This is a genomic window from Verrucomicrobiia bacterium (assembly GCA_035946615.1).
Lineage (GTDB): Bacteria > Verrucomicrobiota > Verrucomicrobiia > Limisphaerales > UBA8199 > DASYZB01.
In genome coordinates, this window is the sequence record DASYZB010000148.1 from 22,427 (window position 1) to 48,417 (window position 25,991).

Annotated in this window: 20 protein-coding genes; 12 read left to right on the top strand and 8 right to left on the bottom strand. The window is 58.9% G+C overall.

The features are described from left to right. Window positions 1-1,878, bottom strand: a complete 1,878-nt coding sequence (locus VG146_21395; GenBank protein ID HEV2394913.1) for a phosphoenolpyruvate carboxykinase (GTP) — start codon at window positions 1,876-1,878, stop codon at window positions 1-3. 106 nt (window positions 1,879-1,984) lie between these two features. On the opposite strand from VG146_21395, the gene VG146_21400 reads away from it, so the two are divergent. Beyond that, window positions 1,985-2,887, top strand: coding sequence for a LysR family transcriptional regulator (locus VG146_21400; protein HEV2394914.1), 903 nt, complete (start codon window positions 1,985-1,987; stop codon window positions 2,885-2,887). Between the two features lie 36 nt (window positions 2,888-2,923). On the opposite strand, the gene VG146_21405 is transcribed toward VG146_21400, so the two are convergent. The 3 genes from VG146_21405 to VG146_21415 all read right to left on the bottom strand — a co-directional run bounded on the left by VG146_21405 (window position 2,924) and on the right by VG146_21415 (window position 8,887). Then, entirely contained in the window at window positions 2,924-6,139 is a 3,216-nt protein-coding gene (locus VG146_21405) for a PEGA domain-containing protein (protein ID HEV2394915.1), read from the bottom strand. Between the two features lie 109 nt (window positions 6,140-6,248). Beyond that, on the bottom strand, window positions 6,249-6,806 hold the full coding sequence (locus tag VG146_21410; protein ID HEV2394916.1) for a hypothetical protein: 558 nt from the start codon (window positions 6,804-6,806) through the stop codon (window positions 6,249-6,251). Window positions 6,807-6,922: 116 nt separating this feature from the next. After that, window positions 6,923-8,887: a hypothetical protein gene (locus tag VG146_21415; GenBank protein ID HEV2394917.1), complete on the bottom strand. Its 1,965-nt coding sequence runs from the start codon at window positions 8,885-8,887 to the stop codon at window positions 6,923-6,925. Between the two features lie 245 nt (window positions 8,888-9,132). On the opposite strand from VG146_21415, the gene gatB reads away from it, so the two are divergent. Then, a complete protein-coding gene (gene gatB, locus VG146_21420; GenBank protein ID HEV2394918.1) occupies window positions 9,133-10,572 on the top strand; it encodes an Asp-tRNA(Asn)/Glu-tRNA(Gln) amidotransferase subunit GatB in 1,440 nt (479 codons plus the stop codon). Between the two features lie 45 nt (window positions 10,573-10,617). Here the strand turns inward: gatB and VG146_21425 are convergent, their stop codons facing one another. After that, window positions 10,618-10,830, bottom strand: a complete 213-nt coding sequence (locus VG146_21425) for an amino acid transport protein (GenBank protein HEV2394919.1) — start codon at window positions 10,828-10,830, stop codon at window positions 10,618-10,620. A gap of 147 nt (window positions 10,831-10,977) precedes the next feature. On the opposite strand from VG146_21425, the gene VG146_21430 reads away from it, so the two are divergent. The 9 genes from VG146_21430 (at window position 10,978) to VG146_21470 (ending at window position 21,499) form a co-directional block, all read left to right on the top strand. Continuing rightward, window positions 10,978-12,477, top strand: a complete 1,500-nt coding sequence (locus VG146_21430; GenBank protein HEV2394920.1) for an alpha-L-fucosidase — start codon at window positions 10,978-10,980, stop codon at window positions 12,475-12,477. Window positions 12,478-12,773: 296 nt separating this feature from the next. Next, entirely contained in the window at window positions 12,774-13,700 is a 927-nt protein-coding gene (locus VG146_21435) for an ABC transporter ATP-binding protein (GenBank protein HEV2394921.1), read from the top strand. Then, window positions 13,697-14,371 carry an ABC transporter permease gene (locus tag VG146_21440; GenBank protein ID HEV2394922.1) on the top strand — a complete coding sequence of 225 codons (675 nt, stop codon included), beginning with the start codon at window positions 13,697-13,699 and terminating at the stop codon, window positions 14,369-14,371. The genes VG146_21435 and VG146_21440 overlap by 4 nt, the downstream gene beginning before the upstream one ends. Then, the gene (locus VG146_21445; GenBank protein HEV2394923.1) at window positions 14,368-14,979 is read left to right on the top strand and encodes an ABC transporter permease; all 612 of its coding nucleotides are present in this window, start codon (window positions 14,368-14,370) and stop codon (window positions 14,977-14,979) included. Before VG146_21440 ends, VG146_21445 begins: the two co-directional genes overlap by 4 nt. Further along, the gene (locus VG146_21450; protein ID HEV2394924.1) at window positions 14,976-16,184 is read left to right on the top strand and encodes an ABC transporter permease; all 1,209 of its coding nucleotides are present in this window, start codon (window positions 14,976-14,978) and stop codon (window positions 16,182-16,184) included. The genes VG146_21445 and VG146_21450 overlap by 4 nt, the downstream gene beginning before the upstream one ends. Before the next feature lie 1,112 nt (window positions 16,185-17,296). Next, on the top strand, window positions 17,297-18,874 hold the full coding sequence (locus tag VG146_21455) for a DUF3631 domain-containing protein (protein HEV2394925.1): 1,578 nt from the start codon (window positions 17,297-17,299) through the stop codon (window positions 18,872-18,874). A 124-nt stretch (window positions 18,875-18,998) separates the two neighbouring features. After that, entirely contained in the window at window positions 18,999-19,142 is a 144-nt protein-coding gene (locus VG146_21460; GenBank protein HEV2394926.1) for a DUF488 family protein, read from the top strand. A 342-nt stretch (window positions 19,143-19,484) separates the two neighbouring features. Continuing rightward, window positions 19,485-19,652 carry a hypothetical protein gene (locus VG146_21465; protein HEV2394927.1) on the top strand — a complete coding sequence of 56 codons (168 nt, stop codon included), beginning with the start codon at window positions 19,485-19,487 and terminating at the stop codon, window positions 19,650-19,652. Window positions 19,653-20,467: 815 nt separating this feature from the next. Next, window positions 20,468-21,499 (top strand): PEGA domain-containing protein, encoded by a 1,032-nt coding sequence (locus VG146_21470; GenBank protein HEV2394928.1) that lies wholly within the window; start codon window positions 20,468-20,470, stop codon window positions 21,497-21,499. 11 nt (window positions 21,500-21,510) lie between these two features. Here the strand turns inward: VG146_21470 and VG146_21475 are convergent, their stop codons facing one another. After that, on the bottom strand, window positions 21,511-22,410 hold the full coding sequence (locus tag VG146_21475) for a D-hexose-6-phosphate mutarotase (GenBank protein HEV2394929.1): 900 nt from the start codon (window positions 22,408-22,410) through the stop codon (window positions 21,511-21,513). Between the two features lie 137 nt (window positions 22,411-22,547). Between VG146_21475 and VG146_21480 the strand changes: the two genes are divergently transcribed. After that, entirely contained in the window at window positions 22,548-23,585 is a 1,038-nt protein-coding gene (locus VG146_21480; GenBank protein HEV2394930.1) for a TIM barrel protein, read from the top strand. A gap of 13 nt (window positions 23,586-23,598) precedes the next feature. On the opposite strand, the gene VG146_21485 is transcribed toward VG146_21480, so the two are convergent. Together VG146_21485 and ggt are read right to left on the bottom strand one after the other, a co-directional pair. After that, window positions 23,599-23,949, bottom strand: coding sequence for a hypothetical protein (locus tag VG146_21485; protein ID HEV2394931.1), 351 nt, complete (start codon window positions 23,947-23,949; stop codon window positions 23,599-23,601). 247 nt (window positions 23,950-24,196) lie between these two features. Then, on the bottom strand, window positions 24,197-25,975 hold the full coding sequence (gene ggt / locus VG146_21490; protein ID HEV2394932.1) for a gamma-glutamyltransferase: 1,779 nt from the start codon (window positions 25,973-25,975) through the stop codon (window positions 24,197-24,199). Window positions 25,976-25,991: the final 16 nt, after the last annotated feature.

A 25,991-nucleotide genomic window follows, 5' to 3' on the forward strand; every position in this document is an offset into this window, starting at 1 on the left:
CTAAGCCTGGGTCTCCGAACCGGCCAGCGCAGGTGATCCAGCTTCCACCTCGTGGTCCCGTCGAGGAGGTGGCGTTGCATGAAGTCTTGCGCTCAAGTCGCTTAGTTGCTTTCGAAGCGCCTGGGGCAATTTGTCGCCGAATTTCGCAAAATAAACCTCGGCGTCTGTTGCCTCTTTCTTCCATGCCTCAGAATCGACCTGCAGCAGGGTCTGCAAATCGGCCATGCTCAAATCCAGCCCGTGCAAATCCAGCGCATTCAACCGCGGCAGCCAGCCGATTGGGGTCGAGACAGCCCGGCCCATCCCCTCGACGCGCTCGGAAATCCACTTGAGCACACGGCTGTTCTCCCCATACCCCGGCCACAGAAACTTCCCATCGGCATTTTTTCTGAACCAATTCACAAAAAAGACCTTGGGCAACTTCGACCGATCGGTGCGCTGCGGTAATGAAAGCCAGTGCGCAAAGTAATCGCCCATGTGATAGCCGCAAAAGGGCAGCATGGCGAATGGGTCGCGCCTAAGCACGCCCGCTTTGTGCAAAGCCGCGGCCGTGGTTTCGGACCCCGCGGATGCGCCCAGAAACACCCCGTGCTCCCAGTCAAACGCCTCCGTTACCAGCGGCACGGTGCTTGGGCGCCGTCCACCAAACAGTATTGCCGAGATCGGCACCCCTTCGGGCTTTTCCCAATTTGGGTCTATAACGGGGCATTGGCTGGCTGGGGCGGTAAAGCGCGCATTGGGATGGGCCCCTTTGCGCCCGGAGTCTGGCGTCCATTCTTTGCCTTCCCAATCAATCCCGCGCGCCGGAGGCGGTGTTCCCATGTCTTCCCACCAGACGTCCGCATCGGGGGTGAGCAAGACATTTGTAAAAATCGTGTTGCGGCTCATCGTCCGCATCGCGTTGGGATTTGATGCATTCGAGGTTCCAGGCGCCACGCCGAAAAAGCCCCACTCCGGGTTGACTGCGTACAGGCGGCCATCAGACCCGAGGCGAATCCAGGCAATATCATCGCCCACGCAACGCACTGTCCAGCCCGGCAGGGTCGGTTGCATCATGGCCAGGTTTGTCTTGCCACAGGCGCTGGGAAAAGCCGCCGTGACATAGTAGGTTTTGCCCTCGGGCGAGGTCAGGGCAAGGATGAGCATGTGCTCCGCCAGCCACCCCTCCCGCCGCGCGACCACCGAGGCGATTCGCAAGGCCAGGCATTTCTTGCCCAAAAGCGCGTTGCCGCCATAACCCGACCCGTAAGACCATATGGAAGGGTCATCCGGGAAATGCACAATGTACTTCTTGTTGGGGTCGGGCTCGCAGGGCCAGGAGACGTCTGCCTGGCCGGGCTTGAGGGGCGCCCCCACGGAATGAAGGCAAGGTATGAATTCCCCCTCGGTTCCCAGTTTATCCAGCGCCTTCTGCCCCATGCGCGTCATGATCCGCATGTTCACCACCACATAAGGCGAGTCACTGATCTCGATCCCTACCTTGGCTACCGGTGAGTCCAACGGACCCATCACAAACGGGATGACATACATCGTGCGTCCCGCCATCGCTCCCGCGAATATTGTTCGCAGCCGCTCCTTCATCTCGGTGGGGTCGGCCCAGTTGTTGGTCGGCCCGGCTTCTTGCCGGTTTCGCGCGCAAATGAATGTGCGGTCCTCGACCCGCGCCACATCGCTCGGATGCGAGCGGGCTAGAAACGACCCGGGCCGCTTCACCGGGTCCAGCCGCGTCAAAGTTCCCGCGCGGACCATCAACTCGCAAAGCTCGCGGTGTTCCTCTTCAGAACCGTCGCACCAATGGATTCGGGCAGGCTGGCAGAGGCGGGCAACCTCCTCGACCCAGGCGAGGAGTTTCGGATGGCGGCTTAAGGGAGCTGACATATATAAATTATTAATTTTAACCATGAGACTATGTGGCAACCGGGGCCATTAGCCTAATACGATTTTTCGATTGAGCTGATAGGTTTATTCAAATACCCTCCGGCGTGTGGCTTTTTTGAATTATCATCATCTGCGGTACTTCTGGGCTGTGGCCCAGGAGGGCAGCCTGCGCAAAGCTGCCGCCAAAATGCGGGTGTCCCAGCCGACGATCTCCGCCCAGCTCGCCGCGTTGGAAAGCGTGCTGGGAGAGCGGCTGTTCCGGCGCAGTCCTCGAGGCCTGAGCCTGACCGATGCCGGGCGCCAGGCCTTCAGCTATGCCCAGGAGATTTTCTCGCTGGGGGAGGAATTGCTCCACTCGCTCAAGCAGCCGGTGGATCGGCCCTTGCGCATCCACATCGGCATCGCCGATTCGGTGCCGAAGCTGGTGAGCCATCATATCATCAAACCCATTTTTCACCTCGAACAACCAGTCCAGGCGGCCTGCCTCCAAGGCAAAACCACCGATCTGCTGGCGCAATTGGCCGTGTTCCGGCTCGATGTCGTGCTGGCAAACGAGCCGGCCCCAACGTCCCTTCACGTCAAGGTCTTCAATCATTTGCTCGGCGAGTCCGGAGTGACCTTCTGCGCAGCCCCTGCTCTGGCGCATCAATTGCGCCGCGGCTTCCCTCGGTCATTCAACGAAGCACCGGTCCTGCTGCCCACCTCCAGTCCCCTGCGCCGCTCGATCGATGCCTGGTTTGATTCTCGCAAGCTGCGACCTCGGCCCGTGGCGGAGTACGACGATGCGGCCCTGATGAAGGTTGCGGCGGTGGATGGCCTTGGCTTTTTCGCCCTGCCCAGTGTAGCCGCCCAGGAAGCCGTCACCCGTTATGGCTTCCAAATCATTGGCCGGGCTCCGGAATGCCGGGAGCAATTCTATGTTATCAGCCCTGAGCGCAAGCTCAGCCATCCCGCCGTGCTGGCCATCACCTCCTCCGCACGCAATCAGCTCTTCGCCGGTTCGAAGTAATCCAGCGGTGGATCATCCGCTAAGGTAAAACCCGTTCTACTTCGCAGGAGGAATCAAAACCACCCTGAAACCAACAACCCGGGAAGGGTCGCTGAACGTGTCGGTAAATCGGTATTTGAATGAGGCCGCTGTGTCCGTATAGCGCCCCCCTTTGGCACGATAGCCGGGCAGCGCCTGGTCGAAACAAATCTGGTCCACATTCCCATATACGCCAAAAATGCCATGAGCATCGGCTACGGCGCTCTCGTCGGGTTTGGGGCGGTCCAATGGCAGCGCCGGCCTGGGCGCGGAAAAAATGCCCTTGCTCGGATCAGCGGCTAATTTGAGCTGGTCCCATTGTGCGACAGTCAGGAGCGAATAGACGCAACCGCCGGGGAATGCCGGGTCTTTTTTATCGGCATCGGTCAGTCGCTGGCAAAACGTGAGAGCATCTTGAGCGCTGACATTGTTGACCGGCAGATCGTCCTGGGCGGGTAGTGGTTCGCTTGGGTTGGCGTTCATAACCTGCCGGTATTGGCCCTGAGTGACATGAGTTCTGCCGACATATCCGCCGTCGCGAGTGCCAGGCAGGCCCGGCACCCACATCAATTCCAGACCGCTCGTCTTGCTCCGATACGGCAAGGGCAAGGGCGAAGTCAATACAACCCAACTGGCCCGCAAAACATTAGTCGAGGCCTGGTTCGTGTAACCCTCGCGCACAAACAGAAAGGTGGCCGGCCCTGGCCGCGCATAAATGGTCTCCGGGGCGCGCCCTTGAAAAACCAGCGAATTGGGGTCCGCCTGATATATTTCGGTGCCTGCGAGCAGGTTGGTGGTGATGACGCTTCCGTAATCTTCAAAGGTGAATGTATCGCGGGCGCTTCCAGACCGAGGGACGACCAGGGTGTGCCTCAAGGGCGCCAGATTGCCGTATTTGGCAACGAGGACGTTAGTCCCCCAAGCCAGATAAAAATTCGTTCCCTGGCCCAACGGCACTTCCCGCCTGTTTTCGTCCAGATACGAATAAGCCGCGCCGCGTAAATTGCTCTCCAGGACCATTGGTATTTGGTTTCTGCGCAACCTGACAGGAATTGTAGTTAAATCTCCGGCTGCGAGCGCCACCCAATTGGTCCACAACTGGTAATCATCCAACTGCACTTGATACAAGACCTTCTGACCGGGCCGCTGGTAAACCGTTTCGCCGAATGGAACCAAAGCTCCAGAGGCATTTCTGACTAGGGGATTGGTGCCAATCTCTGCGGGCATGCTGTTAAAAAACGACACACGGCCATACTGGAATCTGAACGTGCCCAGGTTGGTAACCTGTCCAGGGAAAATGATAATGTTGCTCCGCCATACGGGGTCCAGTCCGCTGAATAACGCCACCAAATCGGTTGTGCCCCGGGCCAATGGGACCCGAGTCATTCCTCCCACCAACGTATGGGTCAGGACCTTGCCCGTTCGGTCCCGGATTTCCGCCCCGAGCGGGTCGCTGGTCAAATCCACAAAACCACCCAGCGGGTCAAGAACGGGTGACAGCCGGTTGGTGACTCCATCGGATACCAATGCCGGCTGGATATTGGTTTTAAAGCCACTGGCCCGAAACTCGAGTTCATACGCCCCGGGCGGCAGCAGAAGGTTCGTAGGCGAGACACCCGCCAATTGGTTTGTTAAAAAAATCTGCAGCACCGGCGGCGTGCTGCTGACGACCGTCAGGGTGCCATGGGGGAAATAAAACCTCTGCGATGGGTTTTGCCCCTGAACAACCTCAATTTGCTTTGTAATCGGGGCAAAGGGCGCTGGCAATTCAGCGCGGATGGTATGCGGCGCAATTTCAAGCGATACTCGGATGGGCAACGACGCCTTTCCTTTGGAAACGCCATCGACGTAAATCACCGCGCCAGGCGGGTCACTGAGAAACTCAACCAGCCTGCTGCCCGGCGGCGGTTTGCGCAACTGCGCCACCCACGAAACCACCTGATGGTTGGTTGGAACCGTTACCGTGAGATTGGTGGTTTCGTAACCTTCCAACTGAAGCTGCAGATCAAGGACCGCCGGCGGGTAAGAATAATTCGTAAAGGGCGTGTGGAAAACGGTGTCGCCAACCTTGAAAGAGGCCCCTGGCGGTTGGCTGACCACGACCAGGCCCCCATAGGCCAAACTCAAATTCGTCCGCACCGTCTGGCCCGCATCCAGCCTCACCGTGAGCCGGCGCGATGGTTCGAGCTTGTTCTCCGGAGATTCCGCCCTGATCCGGTATTTCCCTTTTTTAAGGACCAGCTTCAAAACGCCCTTCACCGCGGGCCGCGTCTCGGAGATGCCCTCGACATCTTCCTCGTCAAGAGGCGTGAGGACGACCCGGGCGCCTTCAGGCTCGACTCCGATGATCAGCGTGCCAGTCTGGCGTTTGTGCAGCAGCAGGAAAGCCATCAAGCCCCCTACCAGCAGCACCCCCGCAGCAATCCCCACCGGCATCACCGGCACTGGCGGCTTGGGCTCCAACCGGCGAAGGTCCTGCTCCAGACTCGCCAAATTGGTTTTATCGAGCGAAAGGCTCGGATCAAGCAGGCGATTGCAGAGCGCCAACCAGGCGCTGGTCTTCTTCCCAAAGATACGCGCCCACTCAGGCGATGTTTCCAACGGAACAATTACCCACGCGAAATCGACTGCCCGCTTGAAAACCAACTGGTAAATCAATTGGCCTATTGCCCGAAGGTCCTCCCGTTCATACCGCTCTGCCTCAGCCGCATCCCCCGGCTGGGGGTCCGCCACAACCACCCGTGAACTCCTGGGTTTGCGAACACCCTCCACAAAGATGTTCGAGGGTTTGAGATTGCCATGGGACCGGCCAGCGGTCCGCTGCAAGTGCAGGGCAGCGCGCACTGCGGACTGAACCACACGAAAGAGGTCGGGCGCCTCCAACGCCACGATGCGCTCGAGCATGGCCTTGATAGAGCGGGGATAAAAGCGGGTCACATACCAGGCCCCTCGCTCATCGTGGCCGGCGGCAAGAATAGGCGCAAAGTAAGGCGAGGAGTCGGCCGCTTTCTTCTGCAGGTTAACACGGCTGGTGAAAGACGCCCCGAGGTCTTTGAAGAGCGGTTCCAGCGCCGAGCGCTCTTCGCCGGCCTCCTCGGCCATTAACCGCTCCGGCGCGAACACCTTTAAGACATAGCGCCCTTTGGAATCCCCTTCTTTCCGGGCCTCATAGACAATCGCCCCGTTGCCGGAATCCAGAACCCTCCCGGCTTCAAAGGCTCCAAAACGCTCCATGGCTCAAGTGCATTGTACCGCCAAACCGGCCCGCCCCGCAGGTGGAATGGCTGGCAGCCAGGGCATAGGGCAGCGGTCGATTGTTACCAGTTGCCCAGGCGGCAGAAGTTCACCACGCGGGAAGTGTCCAACCTTCACGCGGCGCATTGACCAGGCTGACTCCGCCCGCCTGCGCTTTAACATCGAGGTCGCTCGTGTTATCAGGCCAATAACACTTGCACAGGGGAATCAATTGACGCCTGGGGTCCTGGCTGCCAGCCTTGCCTTCCTTGCTTACCAGCGGAAGGTCGGCCAGAACCACCAGGTACTGCGCACCGGACTTCATCCACTTGTTCCATAATGGATCGCCCTTCTTCAGCGTGATCGGGTTTTGTTTTCCCGGCACGAATTCCGCCGTAAACTTCACTGCATCCTGGCGCACCGGATCGTTCGGAGTGAAGTAATCCCGGATGCTGTAAGTCTGCCATTTCGGCAACTCCGAAGGATTAATACCCACCACGTCCACCAGGACTGAGCTGTCCTTTAAGGAATCGCCTGGCGTAATGGTCAAATTGTAGCTGAGGGCCGGCCCCGGAGGGCCGCCGGGTTTGCAACTTTTGCAACCGGCAAAAACTCCCGTGCCGAGGGCTAGGAGAACCAACAAGAGGCATTTCAAAAACTGTTTCATGATTCGCTTTTTTCGTGTACAGGCGCCGAACCTGGACTTTTTTTATGTTTGTGTTGAAATTAGGCTACATCAAATCAATCTCTGGTCAACTGGAAACTTTCGATTCTGCTCCTTTGTTAGATGCGTTGGAGAAAAGTCTCAATCGTATCGCGAATTTCCTGGTTAAAGGTCCAATCAATCACAACGAGGCTGCGGGAGCGCAGCAGCAGGTTTTCCAGCGCCGCCATTGGCCGGTCAAAAACGGCTTCCAACGCCAGCGCCGCCACATCCCCAAAGTCGCGGCAGACGCTATCGGGCCCCAAACCGGGAAAGAGGCTTGCCACAACCGCAAGGCTATCGCACCAAAGGTCCATCGGGATGACCTGGGCCAGCGGCTTCGCATCCGGCCCGGCTGCTGCCAGCCGATGCGGCCCCAGCGACTCGGCATACCGCGTGTCCCGCTCGAGGATAGCCCGGATACGGGCGCCCAGGGCGAGATTAGGCTGGTGTTCGGTCGCTGCCTGGCGCGCGAGGCTCAGCAATTCGTCCAATGCGATAGGCAACGTGTTCTCTCCATCCACCAGCAACGTGCGCACTCCCAGCACTCCCAGCGCGTAGAGATCGCAAGGCGAACTCAACAGCGGCACCACTTCAAAGGGCGCGCGCGCGAACGAGACCCCTTCTGCAGCCTTCAGGTTTTCAACCACTCCCGGTGGCAACTGCTGCGGGATTGTGCGGAACCGAACCTCTCCCTGCGCCAGGGCCTCAGCCGCGTATAAATGGCCATAGAGGTCTTGCCGGCCGGAAGCCAGCGGCAGCCGAATCCAAAGCAGGTCGTGCGGAGATATGGCCAGCCGCTCCTGCAGCACCAGCGTCCCCTCCACGATTGTCCGGCCCTGGTCCGGCGGCAATACCTGGCGAATTCGAGCGCTCGCGCTTCCCTGCAACGGTGCGCTCAATCCCTCCGGCAAATAAATCGATGCCCCACCGGAACGGGCGCGGATAAAGTACCGGAAATCACTCGTCTCGACGGGCAAGGCGAAGGCGGAACCAGGCCGCACCAGCGCGCAGTGTGCGGTCCACAGGATGGGCAGGCCGGCCCCCGGCTCTTTGAGGCTCACCCGAAAGCTCTCGCACGTCAGGTTGAGCAATGGCAACTGCTGCTTCTGCACAAACGCGCGCGTCTCTCGCATGGCATCCACCAGCAACTGAAGCTTCAAGTGAAACGTCTCGATGAGACGGCCAGCCCGGCCTTGGGGACCCAGAAACAAATGGGCGCTCTCCTGCTGCCCCTGCTCCCAATCGGCCAGGCCGCCATAAACCCCGTTCAACTGCAGCCGCTTTCGCCCATGCTCAATCCCTCCCCAGGCCTTTCCGCCCAGCAAATCCACGTATTCCTCAAACGGGATGGGCGAAAACCCCAAAGCCAGCATTAATCCCCCCTGCGGGTTGAGGCTCAAATGCTGTTCCATCGTCGCCACCGCTTCGCGCAGCGGGCGCGTCGCGCCATTCTCGGGCGCGCCCGCCGTGACTGGGATGAAATGCGTCGCAGAGCCCGCTGAGGGCTGATAAAGATAACGAAAGAGCGAGGTGCTGAAGGCCGGCAGCCCCGCAGCGCGAAGCAAATCGTCCTGGCGGCATAACTCCCATGGCCCTTCCGGCCCCGCAGGGTGGAGCGGATTGCCTTGCGCAAGGTCCAAAAACGATGGGAGCGGGTGGGTCTCTTCCCATCCTGTCCAAAGACAGTTCGGGCCGGCCAGCTCTCGAAAGGCCTTGGCCTGCTCGGTCCATCGCGCGTCCAGGGAAAAATTGGAAAAAGCCTCTCGGTATGCGGGAAGACTGGCCTCGAGCCCATCCACGTTTTGAACCCACAACTCCAGCCACTCGCGCACTTGCCCCGCAGCATCGACCAACGCCCCTAAGTACACCAGCGCGTCGTGCAGGTCGCGCAGGAGCAGAAAATGCCCCGCCACCGGGTCTGGTGTTTGGCGCACCAGCACACAAATCCGCAATGCGGCATTTTGATCCGACTGGCTGATCGGAATCGCGCGATATCCTTCCGGAACGCGAGCCTTCACTCCGGTCGTTGCGGTGGTGTCCATGCCTCGCATTTTGGACCAGTTTCCTCCGGCCAACAAGTCCAAAGAACAGCTCGAGTTTGGACATTTTCATAACGATCTCATCTCCCTTTGTCGGAACCTTTGTCGAAGCCCAACCTCGCTGAGCCTCAGAAGCAATATCCAGAAGGCTCTGCGGTCCTCCCAGTATTAGCCGGCTGCGGAAAGAGTCACCCTTTGAGAACAGTTTGTGACAAGCGGCTATCCATGGTAAGAATCTCCTGCGAATTATGGAATTGGCCGCATACGAACCCGTTATTGGCCTGGAGACACACGTCCAGCTTAAAACCCAATCCAAGATGTGGTGCGGGTGCGCCAATGAGTTCGGCGCCCCGCCCAATACCCGCGTCTGCCCGGTTTGCCTCGGCCTGCCGGGGGTCTTGCCTGTCGCCAACCAGGAAGCCCTCCGCTTGACTGCCCTCGCCGGGCTTTTGCTGAATTGCGCCATCCCATCCCGCTCGAAGTTCGATAGGAAAAATTATTTCTACCCGGACATGCCAAAAAATTACCAGATCACGCAATACGACCAGCCCTCGGCGGTTCGGGGCTGCGTCGAGTTCGAGTTTGGCGGCGGGCTGGCCCGGGTGCGCATCACCCGCGTGCATCTCGAAGAGGATGTAGGAAAGAATTTCCATTTCGAACGCCAGAGCGGAGTCGATTTCAACCGGGCCGGTGTGCCTCTAATGGAGATTGTGTCCGAGCCGGACATCTCCAGCGCCCCAATGGCCTATGAGTACCTCAACGCACTCAAGGACATCCTCATGTACGGCGGCGTGAGCGATTGCGACATGGAGAAGGGCATGGTCCGGTGCGATGTCAACGTCAGCGTCCGGCCTAAAGGACAGACCGCGCTCGGGGCGAAGATCGAAATCAAAAACATGAACAGCTTCAGCGGGGTCCGCAAAGCCCTCGAATATGAAATCCCCCGCCAGATTGCGGTCCTCGAGGGCGGAGGCGCTCTCCAGCAGTCCACACGGCGCTGGAACGACGCGGCGGGCATTACCGAGGAAATGCGCACCAAAGAACAAGCCCATGATTACCGCTATTTTCCCGAACCGGACCTGATGCCTTTCGAACCAACTGAGGCCTGGCTGCAAGAAGTCTCCAAATGCGTCGTCGAGCTCCCGCTGGCGCGCAAGCGACGTTTTATGCGCGATTTCAACTTGCCCGCCTCCGATGCCCAGACGTTTGTTTGGGACGTGCCGCTAGGAAATTATTTCGAGACCGCCGCCCGCCAGGCCAAGAACCCCAAGGCAATCGCCAATTGGGTCATCAATAATCTGCGGGCCAAGCTCGCCGAGACCCAAACCAGCCTTGAAAATTTAAAGTTTCCCCCCAGCGCTCTCCGGGAACTCGCCGGGCTGGTTGACGAGGGGAAAATCAGCACCCGAACTGCGCAGGACGTGTTTTCAGAGATGTTTGAATCGGGTGAATCTGCGGCGAAAATCGTCGAAAGAAAGGGATTGGCCCAATTGAGCGATCACGGGGCAATCGAGCAGTTTTGCGACCAGGTGATTGCAGCCAATCCGGGGCCGGTTGTCGATTACAAGGCCGGAAAAAGCGCAGCGTTGAATTTTCTCAAGGGCCAAGTGATGAAGCTCAGCAAAGGCAAGGCCAACCCAGCCCTGGCTGGAGAGATTCTGGAACGAAAGCTACGGGCAGTTACCTGAGGAGTCCGTTATGAAAAGGTCCTAACTCCAGGCTCACGCTTCGCGTCAGTACCCGTTTCGGAGCAAAAAATACACGGCCCCCATCAGCCCCATGCACACCAGCGACATCATCAACGCGGAGAAAAAGTACGAGGCCGCCATCATCAGGACACCAGCGATCATTGGCGGCCAGGAGGCCTGTTTCTTCCCATAAATAAAATAGCCCATGCCGACCGAGCCCCAGATTAACGAGGCGAACAGGAAGTTTGTGCTGAACATCTTCAGGAATTTTCACGCCCGACACGAGGTTGTCAACGAAGTAACCGGAAAGTTTTCAATCTCCGCGCGGAACTTCCCTCACCAAAATTCAAGCTTGTGAGGGGCTGCCCGTCGCCAGCACACTAAAGAAAACCAATCACCGTTAAATTGAAACACAATCACAGAGCCAGATTGTTCCTCGCGTTCGCTCCGGGCTTTTTATGCCTCGCCGTTTTTGCCGCAGAACCACCAGCGCCATACGGCCCCATCCCGACCACCCGCCAATTGTTCCGCCAAACCAGCGAGTTTTACGGCTTCCTCCATTTTACCGTCAACACGTTCACGGACCGGGAATGGGGTAATGGCGATGAAAACGAAAGCGTGTTTAACCCGGCGCATTTCGACGCCGATCAAATCGTTCGCACCGCCAGGATGGCGGGCATGAAATGCCTGGTTCTCACGTGCAAACATCACGACGGCTTTTGCCTCTGGCCTTCGGCCTACACGGAACATTCCGTCAAGAATTCGCTCTGGGAACACGGCAAGGGCGACGTGGTGAAAGCCATTGCCGGCGCCTGCCGAAAATACGGGCTGAAGTTCGGGGTGTATCTCTCGCCCTGGGACCGCAACAACGCCAGCTACGGCACACCCGCCTATATTACTTACTACCGCAATCAGCTCCGCGAGTTGATGACGCGCTACGGGCCGATTTACGAGGTCTGGTTCGACGGCGCCAACGGCGGCAGCGGCTATTATGGCGGCGCCCGCGAAACCCGCCGGATTGACAACCACACCTACTACGACTGGAGCAATACGTGGCAAATTGTGCGCGAGCTTCAACGCAATGCTGTCATGTTCAGCGACGCGGGACCTGACATTCGCTGGGTCGGCAATGAAGAAGGCAAGGCCGGGGACCCCTGCTGGGACACTGTGGACCCCACCGGCTGGTGCCCCGGCAACGCCGATAACCAGCAACTCTTTCACGGCTTGCGCCCGCAGCCACCAACCCCCGGTTTGCGCTGGATTCCTGCCGAGTGCGATGTCTCGATTCGCCCTGGCTGGTTTTATCATCCGAGCGAAGACGCCCGGGTCAAAACATCGCCCCAATTGGTCGATCTCTATTACGACTCGATTGGCCGCGGGGCGGCGCTGCTGCTGAATATTCCGCCGGACCGAAACGGGCAAATCCATTCCACTGACATCGCGGCGCTCCGTGAATTCCGCAGCATTTTAGACCAAACTTTCGCGCATGATTTGGCCCGCCACGCGAAGGTCACCGCATCGAATGTCCGCGGCAACGACAGGCGATTCTCGCCAAAAAACGCCCTCGACCCCCATCCCGGCACCTACTGGTCAACAGACGATTCCGTGACGAACGCAGAATTGGTTTTGGATGTGGGCAAGCCCATAACGTTCAATGTCGTTCGTCTCCGCGAATACCTGGCGCTCGGCCAGCGCGTCGATGCCTACGGCCTGGATCAATGGCAGGATGGGAATTGGGTCGAATTTGCCAAAGGCGCAAGCATTGGCAATTGCCGCCTGGCGCGCGTGCAGCCAATTACTTCAAGAAAAGTCCGCGTGCGTTTCACCGGACCTGTTTGCCCGGCTATCTCTGAAGTCGCCCTGTTCGCCGAACCGATGAAATTGGACACAGGGACCCATCCATAAGAGGAGGAGTTCAATAGCGCCACGGCCTGATCGTGCCACTTATCCGAAGCGCGTAAGTTAGCTACATCTCTAATCTGCCGATCCTTCTCCCTCTCCCCTTCCGAAGTAGAGAAGGCCGGGAGAGAGGGGTCCCAGGGAGTCTATGCCACGCTTCTAATACGGCCCTAATCCCCGTTCCTTTCTTTCTCCGTTCCTCGGTGGTTTTCATCTCTTTGGACGCAGGAAAAGAAAGCTATCGACTCTTTACTTTGCTCCGTGCGGGCTCATACTCCCTTCATGAGAGCGGAACGGCACTTATGATCGCTGTCAAGCAATTGTCAAAAAGGTTCGGCGACCTGCGCGCCGTTGAACGCATCTCATTCGAGGTGGCCCCAGGCGAACTGTTCGGGTTTCTCGGTCCAAACGGCGCAGGCAAGACCACCACCATCTCGATGATCTCCGGCCTGCTCAGGCCCGACGAAGGGACTGTGACGGTTGGCGACTACAATCTCTGGGAGTCGCCTCGCCAAGCCAAGGCGCTGCTGGGTTTGGTTCCCCAGGAAGTTGCCCTGTACGAGGAGTTCAGCGCGAGGGAGAACCTGGCCTTCTGGGGCGGCTTGTATGGATTGCCCAGACCCGTGCTTAAAAAGAGTATCGACGAAATCCTTGGTCGGGTGGGCTTGGCTGACCGCGCGCGCGAGCCCGTATCGCGCTATTCAGGGGGGATGAAGCGGCGGCTCAACCTGGCGATTGGCCTGGTCCACCGGCCCAAGGTGCTGCTGTTGGATGAGCCCACCGTCGGCATTGATCCTCAAGGCCGGAACGCCATTCTCGAAATCATCCGCGACATCGCCGGCGAAGGCACCACCATCATCTTCACCACCCATCACCTCGAAGAGGCCGAAAAACTCTGCGACCGCGTTGCCATCATGGACCACGGGCAAGTCCTCCAGACCGGCTCGTTGCGCGAACTGGCCCGGGTGGTGGGTGATCGGGATGTCATCACGTTGCGCGGCAAATTCTCCGCCCGGCAAATGCAGCAGTGCCTGGGAGAACAGCCGGTTTTGGTTCTCAATGTGGCCGATCACCTGGCCACCCTGCACCTCGCTGACGGCCAATACGGCTTGGCCTCTTTGGTCGATCGGGTTGCCAAAGCCGGCATTGAACTGGCCGATTTATCTGTTCAAAAGCCGACGCTCGAGAGCGTTTTCCTCAAGCTAACAGGCCGGGAGCTGCGCGATTGAAAACTGCCCTTCGCCTGCTGCTTAATGATTTGCGGCGCGACGCCAAACGCCCCTGGTCGATGTTGCTGCTGGGGGCCATGCCCTTGGTCTTATCGGTCCTGATTGCCTCGGTCTTCGGCGGACACGGCTCCGGCCCAATGCCGACGGTCCATGTGGCCGTTCTGGACCAGGACAAGGACCTGTTGACCCGCATGCTGCGTTCCCTGCCATCTCAGGGTGATGCCGCCAGCCGCCTGCGCCTCCACTTTGTCGAGAGCCGCGAGGAAGGGCTGAGGCTGGTCGAGCAGCGCAAAGCTTCGGCCCTGGTGGTGCTGCCTAGAGAGATGACAGCCAATTTGCTCGAGGGCCAAACCAATTCCATCGAGCTGTATGAGAATCCGGCCGAGCAGGTCCTGCCGAAAGTTGTCCGCGAGGGCGCCTCGCTTCTGGCGCTGGGCCTGTCCGCCGCGGCTGATTTATTGGGTGAGCCGCTCCGCGAGATGCGCGCAATGATCAAGAGCAATGACTTCCCCATCGACGCCTCCGTCAGCGGGGTCGCCTCCAAATCGGTGAGCAAGCTCCGGGGTATGCGCACGTATCTCTTTCCGCCCATCATCAAGTTCGAAACCGTCGCGGCGGCGGACTACACTCCCACCCTCACCAACACACCTGTCATCCCCAAAACGCCATGAGCGATTTTCTGTTCATTCTCTTGCCGGGCGCGATGTACTTTTGGGTCCTGTTCATTGGCCAGGGACCGCTCCAGGAAATCCTGCAGGAAAAAGAAACCCGCGTCCTGCCGCGCATCCTGGCTTGTCCGGTTGCCCCTAGCCAGTACGTGCTGTCCAAGATGCTGCGCTGTTTTGTCCTCTGCAGCCTGGCGGTCGTCCTGCTCATGATTTCGAGCGCCCTCTTGTTTGGCATTAAATGGGGAAATCCCTTAAAGCTGGGCATCGTGATCGCTGTGTGGGCTGTCTCGATGACTGGCCTGCTGGCGGCCATCTATGCCTCCGCGCGCACCCGCGAGCAGGCCAACGTCCTCGCGCCGCTGGTGCTGATGCTCTTTGCCATGCTGGGCGGGAGCATGTTTCCCTATGAAAACCTTCCCAGTTTCCTCCAGATGTTCGGCCAGTTCAGTCCGAACCGCTGGGCCGTGCTCGCCTTGCAAGGAGTCGCCCGCTCCAAACCGTGGCTCGATTTGCTCAAGCCCTTCTCAGGGTTGGCCGCTATCGGGACGTTAGGGTGCCTCTTCGCCTTCCTCCGCTTCCAACGGCAACTGGCCAATGGGGGCCGCGTATGAACGGCTTGCGCATCGCCTTGGCTGATTTGAAACGCATCGCCAAAGACAGAATGGCCATTGTCTGGTTGCTGGCCATGCCGCTGATTATGGCTTACGTCTTTGGCAGCGCCATGCGCGGCGGCGGCCAGCAGGCCACCTGGATTCCTGTCATCGACCTCGATCACCACGAGCTCTCCGCACTGTTCATCGACCAACTCCGCGCAGAAGGCTATTTCATCGACACCCAGGATGCCTCATCACAACTCGAACTCAAGAATAAGTGGCCTTACGGCGTCGTCATTCCAGCCGGCTTCGGCGACGCCATCTTGCGCGGCAAACAAGTCAAACTCCCCTTTGTGAAAGGCAACAGCGCGCCCGAAAAGATCATGGAGGTCCAATCGCGCCTGCTCCATGCCATTGTCCGGTTTACAGAGGGCCTGGCCATTGCCGACACAAGCCACCGTCCGTGGGACACCGCCTCCAAAGCGGCGCTCAAGAAGGCGCTGGGGCGGCCTCAGCTTCTGACAGTCTCGCCTCAAAGCCATCGCACCTTGCGCCCGCCGCCAACGGGTTTCAGCCAGAGCCTGCCTGGCATGCTCGTGATGTTCATGTTGCAGATGATCCTCACCTACGGGGGTGTCTCGCTCGTCAATGACCGGCTCGGCGGGCAATTGCGCCGGGTGCTGGCGACACCGGTGCACCGGTTCGAGGCCTATGGCGGAAAGGTCCTCGCCCGCGTGCTGCTGGGTTGCTTGCAAGCCATCGTGTTGCTGGCCTGCGGCGTTCTCATCTTCCGGCTCCCAATGGGCGATCACCCGCTCTTTGTTGTGCCCGTGGTCCTCTGCCTGGCTGTCTTTTCAGGCAGCCTCAGCATCGTCGCCGGCGTCCTCTGCCAAACGGAAAAACAGGTCATCCTGGTGGCCATCTTTGGAGCCATGGTCCTCTCCGCCCTCGGCGGCTGCTGGTGGCCTATTGAAATCGTCCCCGACACGTTCAAAACCATCGCCACCCTGACTCCAAGCTATTGGGCCATGCACGGCTTGCAGAGCGTTTTGTACTTCGGCAAATCCTACGAAGTCCTGCTCCTGGATTGCCCTGTGTTGTTGGGATTTGCCGCAATCTTAGGCCTGGTTGCCCTCCTGTCCCGCCGCCTGCTGCACGCCGCACCCATCGTACCAGCCGGCCCCACCCCCCTAAAAGTAGCAGCCGACGCCAGGAGGCTCTGATCCCCTCCGTAGGTCTCTCCTTCCCCTGCGCACGACATGAGCTGCGAACTGGAGTTCGAAAGTCCAGGTCATGCCGGCGCTACCCCAGTGACCGACCAGCCCGTCGAGCCGCTTCCCGCGGGCAGTCATAAGTGGTCACTTCCGCTACCGCGGAAGTGATCGTTTCGAAATTTTTTTGCGGGGGCACCTGGAAATCTGTGAAGGGTCCGGAGAAGAAACTTTTGTTTTAGCCGCGGAAAGCCGCGGAAAGGTGCGGAAAGGTGCGGAAAGCCGCGGAAAGGTGCGGAAGAGGGAGGCATGATCCGCGCCTTTCCGCCGCTATCGGGGGTGAGGTCCGAGGGTATCCGAGGGTGGAAATCGAACTGAGTCGAAGGGCGGTCGTTTGTTTTGGATAAAAAAATTTGGCCGGGCACCTGGTTCAGGTCGGCGAGAGGGGGGGCCCGATTTGTGGTGACCATTGGTGACCATTGGCGACAACAGGTGACATCTGGTTACAGGAAGGCTGAGAGTGTCCAAGATTTGGATAGCCAGGGAACAGGGAGAGGGGGAGGGGGGGAGTGTTTAGGTGCTACAGGGCGTTACACCGTTACAACCCGCATAAAACCGAAGGATTTTGAAGATCAAACCGTTACAAGGGCGTTACAAAGGCGTTACAGGGTGTTGCAAAGCGTTACAAAAGAGGGGACGGGGGGCGTAGGGCGAGGAGCGGGGAGCGACCTACCCTTTGCGGTTGAAGAAGAGATAACGTAGGGAACGAAGGGGGACAAGGGCGATCCAAAACCTGGCCTAACGGATCTTTGAACCGCGGAATGCCCTCACTGAATACGAGGAAGAATCGGGCGAGATGGCGGGGCCGGTTCGGGAAGGAGGAAACACCAGGCGAGAGGCCTGGTGAACTCTCCGGCGGGGACGCCTGGGGTACAGGGGAGAGCACGCCAGTTTGTGTTATGGAAAAGATTATTGTTTTCGATAACTTATGCTGTGAGAGCTAACTGGAATAGAAACCGCTGCTAATTAAGGATTGGACGGCGTTTTTTTGGCGATTGCCCGACCTTGGGTTGAATGAGGCGGGCAAAGAAAGCTGCCGAGCCGTCCTGGAAAGGGCATAGCAGATGAGTATCGAGAATTCGGAATGCAAAGCAGGTCAAACCAATGAAAAGCCGAAGGAGATTGCGTCATTGGGAAGAATACAGACAGAGGGAACAAGGGGACCCCTCTCCCCGACCCTCTCCCCTTTGGAAAGGGAGAGGGAGAAACCTCAGCAGCTTACGGTTGTAGCGCGCGTTGCAGACTCCTCTGACGAGGCAAAGGCGCCGGAGCACCCGGTTAGCGGGCCATCCGGGGAAGCTGGAGGCAAGAACGGATGGAATGGCGGCAATGGTGGGAATGGGAACGGCGGGTTTGTTAAAGGGCGGGGGCCGCGCCGGGTGGAGATGCCGGTGGTAGAGCCGTGGCACGAGCCGGTGAACGGTGCGGAATTGCTGGACCGATTAGTGGCGGAATTGGCGCGTTTCGTGGTATTTCCGAGGTGGGCGGCAGAAACGGTAGCTTTGTGGATATTGCACACCTTTGCGTTCCGTCTGCGGGATGTGACGGCGTATCTTGGGATAGAGTCGCCGGAGAAGGAATGCGGGAAATCGACGTTATTGATGTTGCTGAGCTATTTTGTGGACCGTCCGGCGGTGTCCTCGAACATCAGTTCATCAGCGTTTTACCATGTAATCGAGGAGATGGACCCGACGTTGCTGCTGGACGAGGGGGACACGACGCTGAGGGGCCGCGACGAGCTGACGGGGATATTCAACGGGGGCTACACGAAGCACACGGCTTATGTATGGCGGATATCGTATGACCCGCTGCCGGAAGATGGGGAGGCGGGAGCGGGGAAAGAGGGAAGCGAAGGGATGAGCCAGGCGGGGCATGTAACGCGGTATTCGACATGGTGCCCGAAGGCAATTGCGACGATTGGGAATTTGGACCCGACATTGGCGAGCCGTTGCATTGTGATCCGGATGCATCGCAAGACGGAGAACGAGGAATGCGCGCGGTTAAAGTTGCTGGAGGCGACGGAACTGAAGCGGAAGTGCGCGCGGTTTGTGGCGGACCACGCGGAAGAGATAGCGAAGGCGGAGCCACAGATACCAAAGGGGCTGACGAACCGGGCGGCGGACATCTGGGAACCGCTGCTGGCGCTGGCGGATGCGGCTGGCGGGCGGTGGCCGGAGATGGCGCGAGAAGCGGCGAAAGGGTTGACTGCCCGGGCACAGGGGCACAGTCCGGCGGGGTCGTTGCTGTTGGACATCTTCTTTGTTTTTATTCTGGGGCACAAGGAACGGGTATTCAGCCGGGACGTGGTGACGGCGTTGACGGCTTGCGACGAGCGGCCCTGGGCGGAGCTGAGGAAGGGCAAGCCGATAACTGAGGCGTGGCTGGCGCGACAGTTGCGTCCGTATGGCATCACACCGCGAACGATGCGGATTGGGACGGAGGTGGCAAAGGGTTATGTGCAGGAGGAGATGATGGAGACCTTTCGGCGGTATATACCGAAAGCGGAGCTGGAACGGGTGAAGGTCGAGCTGGCCGAGCAGTCGGCAGCGATAGAGGAGAGACAGAGGGTGGATGGGAAGGTTCAAGGCGCGGAGGGGACGGGTATATCCATGCCGATGGCCGCCTCGAACCTCACGCGGTAGCGATGGATCGCCTGTTTGATCTGACCGGCGTCCCGCGAGAGGATCTGTTTCGATCACGGGAGGAACTCTTGAACGAGGTTCTGTTGCGCCAGGAGCGGCAGATCGCCTTCGTAGCAAGCGGCGGATTGAGGAGCATATCCCCAAGGAAATAGTCGCCGAGGGTTGTTTGCTCTGTAGCGAAGACAAACCTCATCATTGCCACCGTCGTTTGGTAGCGGAATATCTGAGGCAACGTTGGGGAGACCTGGACATTTTGCATTTGGGATGAGGGCACGGTTCAGGGCCGTTCGATGGGCAGGGCCCGTGCCGTGTGCCTATAGAACCAGCCGGGGCCGTCGAGTTAAGGAGCAATGTCTAAATGACAAGACGTGACCCAGACGTGTCCCCAATGCTTTCACACAAAGGTCAGAGAATTAAGACCGAACTTTTTCTATTGTTTGACTCCCTTTCACCGTGCAATTGGGATACTCCGGGTTCTCGATGAGCAGGTGAATCCGCATCATCCGCTCCATCGCCGCCCGCCCGCATCCACGCGCCCACAGCCACCCACCCGCCTCGGAACCATACCTTGCTGTAACGGCCCTCGTCTTGGTAACTAGCGGCATGCCGCATGAGCCAAAATCTCAAGAGCATTGATGGTCGCCTGAATGAACTCTGGTCCAACGGAGAGTTTAACCGGGCGTACGAGGTCATCGTGCAGGAGTTGGTTCCAGCCCTCCAGGATTACCTTACCAGCGACGGGGTAGTCCGCCACAGCGGCTTCGACTTCTTGGCGTGACCAGACGTCTGACATAGCGCGGGTGCCGAATGCGCCCAAGATGGGCAAAACCACAAACGGTAGCAAGCCTGGGAACCATGGAGCACGCTGGGGAGACCGCCCCTTTGCGGGTCGCGGAGCGACGGTTGAAACCGTGGTTTGGATTTCAGGCGTCGCTCCGCGATGCAATTCCTGTTGTTCGAAGCATTGGGGTCAGGTCTTGTCATGTGGACAATACGTTTTGGAGGGAGGCTCAACTGCTTGCGCAAGGAGGCGTCCAAACAAAGCCGGCGACCAAAGGGCGCGCTGGCTTTGCATTACTGCTGCCGCTGGGAACCAGCCTGGCGGCCTGGACGAGCAGATCCTCGACATGGTCGCTTTAGAGCGGTGGCGTTCAGACTGCAAAGGCGGCTCTACAGAGGAGCTGAAGGGCGCGAAGAACTTGTGGTGCCGTGGCGGGGCTGGTCGGGGGACAAGAGCGCCCGCCGAGCACTGCCGCGGGGCGCGGAGCCAAATTGCGGCTTTGCCCTGCGAGCGGACGGGGGCCATGACCTGGCTACGCTTTGCTTTGCTGAAGACGTCTGGAATGCGTTCAGCCTAAATTAGGCGATTCTTCATGCGGTGTCAGAACTGCGGAAGCTGATGCCTGGTGGAATCAAGGCATCTCCTCATACACCGGAACAAGTTCGAGCTGTCGAGCTGTGGGAGCAGGGGCTATGACAGGCGAGGATCAGAGCCTCCTGGCGTTGGCTGCTACGATTTAGGGGACTGCCAGGGAGCGGACCTGCGGTCATCCAATACTTGCCAGCGCGCAGAAAACCTTTACGCTACCGATTGTGAAAATAGACCGTTGGAGAGTAGTTTTCCTCGTGCTCTGGGCCGGCCTGGCCATGTCTTGTCTGTCGCAGCCGGCCCAAGCCGACCGCGAACTATTCGCCCAGGTCAAGGCGCAGGCAGAAAAAGGAGATGCGGAGTCGCAGTTACGTCTTGGTTCCCTTTATGCCACCGGCGCCGGTGTGGCCAAGGACCTGTCCAAGGCTGCCCGGTGGCATCGCAAAGCCGCCGAGCAAGGCCTGGCTCGCGCCCAATACCGATTGGGCCTCGATTATGCCAGCGGTTCAGGTCTGAAGCCCAACTCTTTCGAGGCCGTCAACTGGTTTCGCAAGGCAGCCGAGCAAGGCCTGCCCGAAGCGCAGTATGAACTGGGCGCTTGCTCGGCGCGCGGCTCCGGCGTTGGCGAGAACTACTCCGAGGCCGCCCGCTGGTTCCTCAAAGCGGCCCAGCAAGGCTACCCTCCAGCCCAATTTCAACTTGCCCAATGCTATTTTGAAGGCGCCGGGGTGGTGAAGGATATCGAGGAGGCGGTCAAATGGACTCGCCTGGCTGCCGACAAGGGCTATGCACCCGCCCAGAACCGCCTGGGCGCCTGCTTCGAAAAAGGCGAAGGAATGGCCCAGGATTATTTGCAGGCCTACAAGTGGTTCCTCCTGTCTGCCGCACAGGACGACGAAATGGCTCCCGACATCCGCGTCAGCATCGCCAAAATCGAAACCTCCATGAGCCCGGAGCAAATCGCCCAGGCCCAGCGCACCGCCCGCGACTTCAAACCCATCAACGCCTCTGCACCCCCCTCAGACCCCATTTCCTCTGGCTCGGCCACGGGTTTCGTCTCGGTGAACCTGAACGAGCTAGACAGTGAAATTTTCGTGGATGGCGCGTTCGTTGGAAACCCGCCGGCAAAGCTGAAGCTCGCCCAGGGTTCGCACCTGGTCGAGGTCAGGAAAACCGGTTTTAAAGATTATCGCAAAGCGCTCACGGTGAATGCTGGCTCGGACCTGACGCTGCGGGTGGTGCTGGAGAAGAATTGAATGCCACCCTCTCAGGGCGCCAGCGGTTGCGATGTGAGCCGGATCCTGAGGCTCGAACTCTCGCCCGGCGGCAGGCTGATTTGGTTTGAGGAAACGTTGCCGGGCTCGACACACACCATGCGCTGGTACTCGTCATTGCCGAAATCAGGCATTTGCTGGGCTTTGGCAATCCAGGGATTCCAGACTACCGTCGAGAGAGCGCTTTGTTTTTCCACGCGGATGCTGCGCCGCAGTCGCTCGTCCACAATCTCAACGGGATTGATCGTGTCCAAATAGATGCGGTCCACCTCGGATTCAATGCGGATGCTTTCCTGCCTCTCGGTCTTGCGGGCGAAATGGTCAACCTTGTCCAGGTAACCGCCCCCTTTCAGCCCCTTAATGGAAACCGCCGTAATGTCCCCTACCTCAAAATAAGAGTGAAGACAGTTCTCAAACGTGAAGGACTCCTCCTTTGATTGGTTGGTGACGGTCAATTGCAGGCTCAATGCCTCATCGACTGTGACCGTGTAGTCGGCTGTGAACGCTGGAATCGAGCCGGCCTCGGGGCATTCGGGCAGACGAAACCGAATGCTGACGCTCCCGTCGGGAGCGGGTGAGAACTCCTTGAGTTCCCACTCTTTTACCCGGGCGAAACCGTGCTGGCCGAACCCCTCACGCATGCCGAACCACGGAAAAATGATAGGGATTCCGCCTCGGATAGGCTGCTCCGGCGCAAACCGGCTGCACTGGCTCATAAACAGCAGCGGGGGTTCGCCATTTTTGCGGAAGTGGGTCACGTGGGCGCCGTGAAGGTAAATCTCCGCGGTGCTCCAGCGAGTAGTCACCTCCAGCATGGGCAACTCTCCGCGGCCATCGAGAAACATCACCCGGCCCAGCGCCCCGCTTAGGGGTGCGGCTTCATTGGTTTGCATAACTCACCTCTGCGCATCGGCTGCTGCCGAGGAAACCGCACCCTCGGCCTCGCCAACATCCTATAGAACAGGCCGGCTCATTGCACTCATTTTTTTGCTGTTCTTTGAATCCCGCCGCGCTAAGGTCGCCCCTTACTATGCCAAAAAACCAATATCGATTCTGCTTCGGTCCATGGAACATCAGCGAAGGTCAGGACCCCTACGGCCCCACCACCCGCCCTGCACAGACCTTCGACTGGAAACTTGAACAACTCAAGAAGCTCGGGTTCGACGCCATGATGTTTCACGATGACGACGCGGTTCCCGATATCGACGGCAAATCCGACCAACAGCTCCGCAAAGAGGCAAAGACGCTCAAGAAAAGGCTGGACGACCTGGGCGTCGTGGCCGAGATGGTCGCGCCGCGCCTTTGGTTTAGTCCGATGACCATTGACGGCGCATATACCAGCAACGATCCCAAATGCCGCCGCTATGCCATCGAGCGCTCACTCCGGTCGATTGACATCGCCAATTATCTCGACACCGATCTGATCGTCCTCTGGTTGGCGCGGGAGGGCACTTATCTGCGCGAGGCCAAAAACGGACGGCGCAGCTTCGATCTGTTGGTCGAGGCCCTCGATAAGATGCTGGCGCATGATAAGAGAATCCGCCTGGCCATCGAGCCCAAGCCCAACGAACCGATGGACCACGCCTATCTGCCCACCATCGGCCATGCCCTGGCCATCGCGCAATTGACCCGCGACCCCAAACGCGTCGGGTGCCTCATCGAGTCCGCTCACGCACTGTTGGCCGGCCTGGACCCGGCAGATGAAATCGATTTCGCCATGACCTTTGGGAAATTATGGTCGCTTCACCTGAACGACCAAAACGGCCTGAAGTTCGACCAGGACAAACCGTTCGCCAGCTCGAATTTGCGAGTTGCCTTCAACCAGGTCCGCGCCCTGGAGCGCAACGGCTACGGCAAACATGGCGAATTTGTCTGCTTCGATGTGCATCCCTTCCGCACGACAAAAACCGAGCATTGGCTGGCGCATTTGGAAAACAGCCGGCGCACTTTTCTCCTGCTCCTGAAAAAGGCGCGAGCATTCAACGAAAAGAAAGCCCAAGCCCTCGTTGCCCAACGCGATTACGCCTCCCTGGACCAAATGGTGTTGGAGCATTTGATGGGGGTCTGAAGCTGAGAGGCTTTCAGAGCAGCGCCTTGAGCAAATAGTAAACGCCCAGGGCGCACACCAGGCTCGAGACACTGCTGAGCAGCAGAATCGCTTTGGCCCAGCATCGGGAAACCTTTAGCATTCGGCGCAGGGCGGTCATGATAGAAAAGACGCCCAGGCTCAGAAGAATGATTTTGACGCTGCACCAGGCGGCTGGCCAATCCCACCAGTGGTTCCAAGGGGATTGGCGAGCCACGTTGAAAAAGGAGCGGCCTTCCCAATAAGCCTCGTCAGGAAATAAAAAGGCGAATGCCAGCATGCAAAAACCGGCTGCATACAACAACAACGCCCGGCGGTTGGGCCATTTTTCGTGATCTGCGGCCATAATACCGCTTTCTATTCTCACGCGCATGGCGCGTAGGGTCTTTGGCTCGCCCGCCCAGCCTTCTTATAGGATGATTCAAACCCACCCAGCCGCAGAAGTCAATGAGGGAATGAGAGTAGTTGTAATGCCTCAGTGACTACGGGGCTGCCGGCTGAAGCCGGCGTTCCGGACGCGCGGAACGCCGCCTTTAGGCGGCAGCGCCCGCCGTCACTAACCGATTACGAGTAGTTTCTGCGCTATCCGCTTCTCAGTACCCCATCGCTTCGCCGTCCTTGCGCATCTCCGATGCGCCCCAATAAACGTGGTTCGTCGCGTCGAACTCGATTGCCTGATAGCCGCCAAACCCGCCGGTGCCCGGCACTACTTTGTAACCGCGCCTTTCAAGTTCCGCCTTCACCTCCGGAGCGAACCCGGATTCCATTTCCACCGTCCCGATCCCCTGTGATGGTTCGCCGGTCGGTTCCGCATTGCCAATGTGACGCCAGCGCGCGGCGTCTCCGGCTTCCTGCACGTTCATGCCAAAATCGATGATATCGGTCAGGATTTGCACGTGGCCTTGAGGCTGCATGTCGCCCCCCATCACCCCAAACGACAGGAAGGGCCTGCCCTCCTTCATCACGAACGCGGGTATAATCGTGTGGAAAGGCCTTTTACCCGGCCCATAAACATTGGCTGCATTCGGATTGAGCGCGAACAACTCGCCCCGGTCCTGGAACATGAAACCCAGATGGTCGGCGACCAACCCGGAGCCCATGCCCCGGTAATTGGACTGGATCAACGACACCATCATGCCGTCTTTGTCGGCTGTAGTCAGGTAAATGGTGTCACCATCTTTCGGGTTCGGAGCCCCCGGACCAACGTCCATATTGGCGTGGTCAAGATGGATGAGATGACGCCGCTGCCTCGCGTAAGACTCCGAAATCAGTCCCTTCATCGGCACCTGCACAAACGCCGGGTCCGCATACCACCTGGCCAGGTCTTCGTATGCCAGCCGCTTGGCTTCCAGCAGGACAATCAGCGTATCCGCGGAACCCGCCCCCATCTTCCTTAGGTCGTAGCCCTTCAGAATCTGCAACATTTCCAGAACCGCGCCGCCCTGGCCGTTGGGTGGAAGCTCATACACCTCGTAACCGCGGTAGTTGACCGACAGCGGCTCGACCCATTCGCCGCGATGGCCCGCAAAATCATCGTAGCGCAGGTCGGCCCCTATCCGCTCGAAATATGAGGCCATCCGGTGCGCGAGTTCACCCCTGTAAAAGGCCTCCCGCCCTTTCTTTGCCAAAACCGAAAGCGTGTTGGCCAGGTCCGGATTGCGGAAAACCTCCCCTTCCTCCGGGGTATGCCCGTCGATCAGATAGGTAGCGCGGGCGTTGTCGAGTTCCTCGATGAGTTTCTTGTGCTTTTCAAATGACGCCATGTTTCCTTTCCAGTAACGCGCGATCAGTTGCGTTACGGGAAAGCCGTTCCTTGCGTATTGTATTGCCGGTTGCAAATCTTCCTTCATGGGCAGCTTGCCGAACCGGCTGTGGAGCGCGAACCAGGCATCTACTGTCCCCGGCACCGTCACGGGTAACGAGCCGACAGGCGGGATATGCGCTCGGTAAGGCTCTCCGGCTTTCTGGTAGGCCGCTCGGACCTCCTCGTTTAAGCGGGTCAGGCCTCGATTTTTCGGCGAGCGGCCCGAGCCGTTATAGCCGTAAAGCTGCCTGGTCTTGGGATCATAGACAATGGCGAACAGATCACCGCCAATACCATTCAGTACCGGCTGCATCAAACCTATCGCCGCGTTGGCCGCTATGGCCGCATCCACCGCGCTGCCTCCCTTCTTGAGGATATCGATGGCGATCTGCGTAGCCAGCGGCTGTTCGGTCGCCGCCATCCCGTTTTGCGCCAGAACGGGCGACCGCGTCGCCCATGGCGCGCCGGCATACCGGTCACCTCGGCTCAACTGGCCGAAGCCTCTCAGGGGTAAACAAGCTGCAACCAGCATCACCGCCGCCGCTGCGATATTCATCAGAATCCTCATCGCTTTGCAGCTTTTA

Bases quoted from the DNA above. Each gene is read 5' to 3' on its own strand.
- VG146_21395 (HEV2394913.1), bottom strand. From the start codon at position 1,878: ATGTCAGCTCCCTTAAGCCGCCATCCGAAACTCCTCGCCTGGGTCGAG.
- VG146_21405 (HEV2394915.1), bottom strand. From the start codon at position 6,139: ATGGAGCGTTTTGGAGCCTTTGAAGCCGGGAGGGTTCTGGATTCCGGC.
- VG146_21410 (HEV2394916.1), bottom strand. From the start codon at position 6,806: ATGAAACAGTTTTTGAAATGCCTCTTGTTGGTTCTCCTAGCCCTCGGC.
- VG146_21415 (HEV2394917.1), bottom strand. From the start codon at position 8,887: ATGGACACCACCGCAACGACCGGAGTGAAGGCTCGCGTTCCGGAAGGA.
- gatB (HEV2394918.1), top strand. From the start codon at position 9,133: ATGGAATTGGCCGCATACGAACCCGTTATTGGCCTGGAGACACACGTC.
- VG146_21425 (HEV2394919.1), bottom strand. From the start codon at position 10,830: ATGTTCAGCACAAACTTCCTGTTCGCCTCGTTAATCTGGGGCTCGGTC.
- VG146_21435 (HEV2394921.1), top strand. From the start codon at position 12,774: ATGATCGCTGTCAAGCAATTGTCAAAAAGGTTCGGCGACCTGCGCGCC.
- VG146_21445 (HEV2394923.1), top strand. From the start codon at position 14,368: ATGAGCGATTTTCTGTTCATTCTCTTGCCGGGCGCGATGTACTTTTGG.
- VG146_21450 (HEV2394924.1), top strand. From the start codon at position 14,976: ATGAACGGCTTGCGCATCGCCTTGGCTGATTTGAAACGCATCGCCAAA.
- VG146_21455 (HEV2394925.1), top strand. From the start codon at position 17,297: ATGAGTATCGAGAATTCGGAATGCAAAGCAGGTCAAACCAATGAAAAG.
- VG146_21465 (HEV2394927.1), top strand. From the start codon at position 19,485: ATGAGCCAAAATCTCAAGAGCATTGATGGTCGCCTGAATGAACTCTGG.
- VG146_21475 (HEV2394929.1), bottom strand. From the start codon at position 22,410: ATGCAAACCAATGAAGCCGCACCCCTAAGCGGGGCGCTGGGCCGGGTG.
- VG146_21480 (HEV2394930.1), top strand. From the start codon at position 22,548: ATGCCAAAAAACCAATATCGATTCTGCTTCGGTCCATGGAACATCAGC.
- VG146_21485 (HEV2394931.1), bottom strand. From the start codon at position 23,949: ATGGCCGCAGATCACGAAAAATGGCCCAACCGCCGGGCGTTGTTGTTG.
- ggt (HEV2394932.1), bottom strand. From the start codon at position 25,975: ATGAGGATTCTGATGAATATCGCAGCGGCGGCGGTGATGCTGGTTGCA.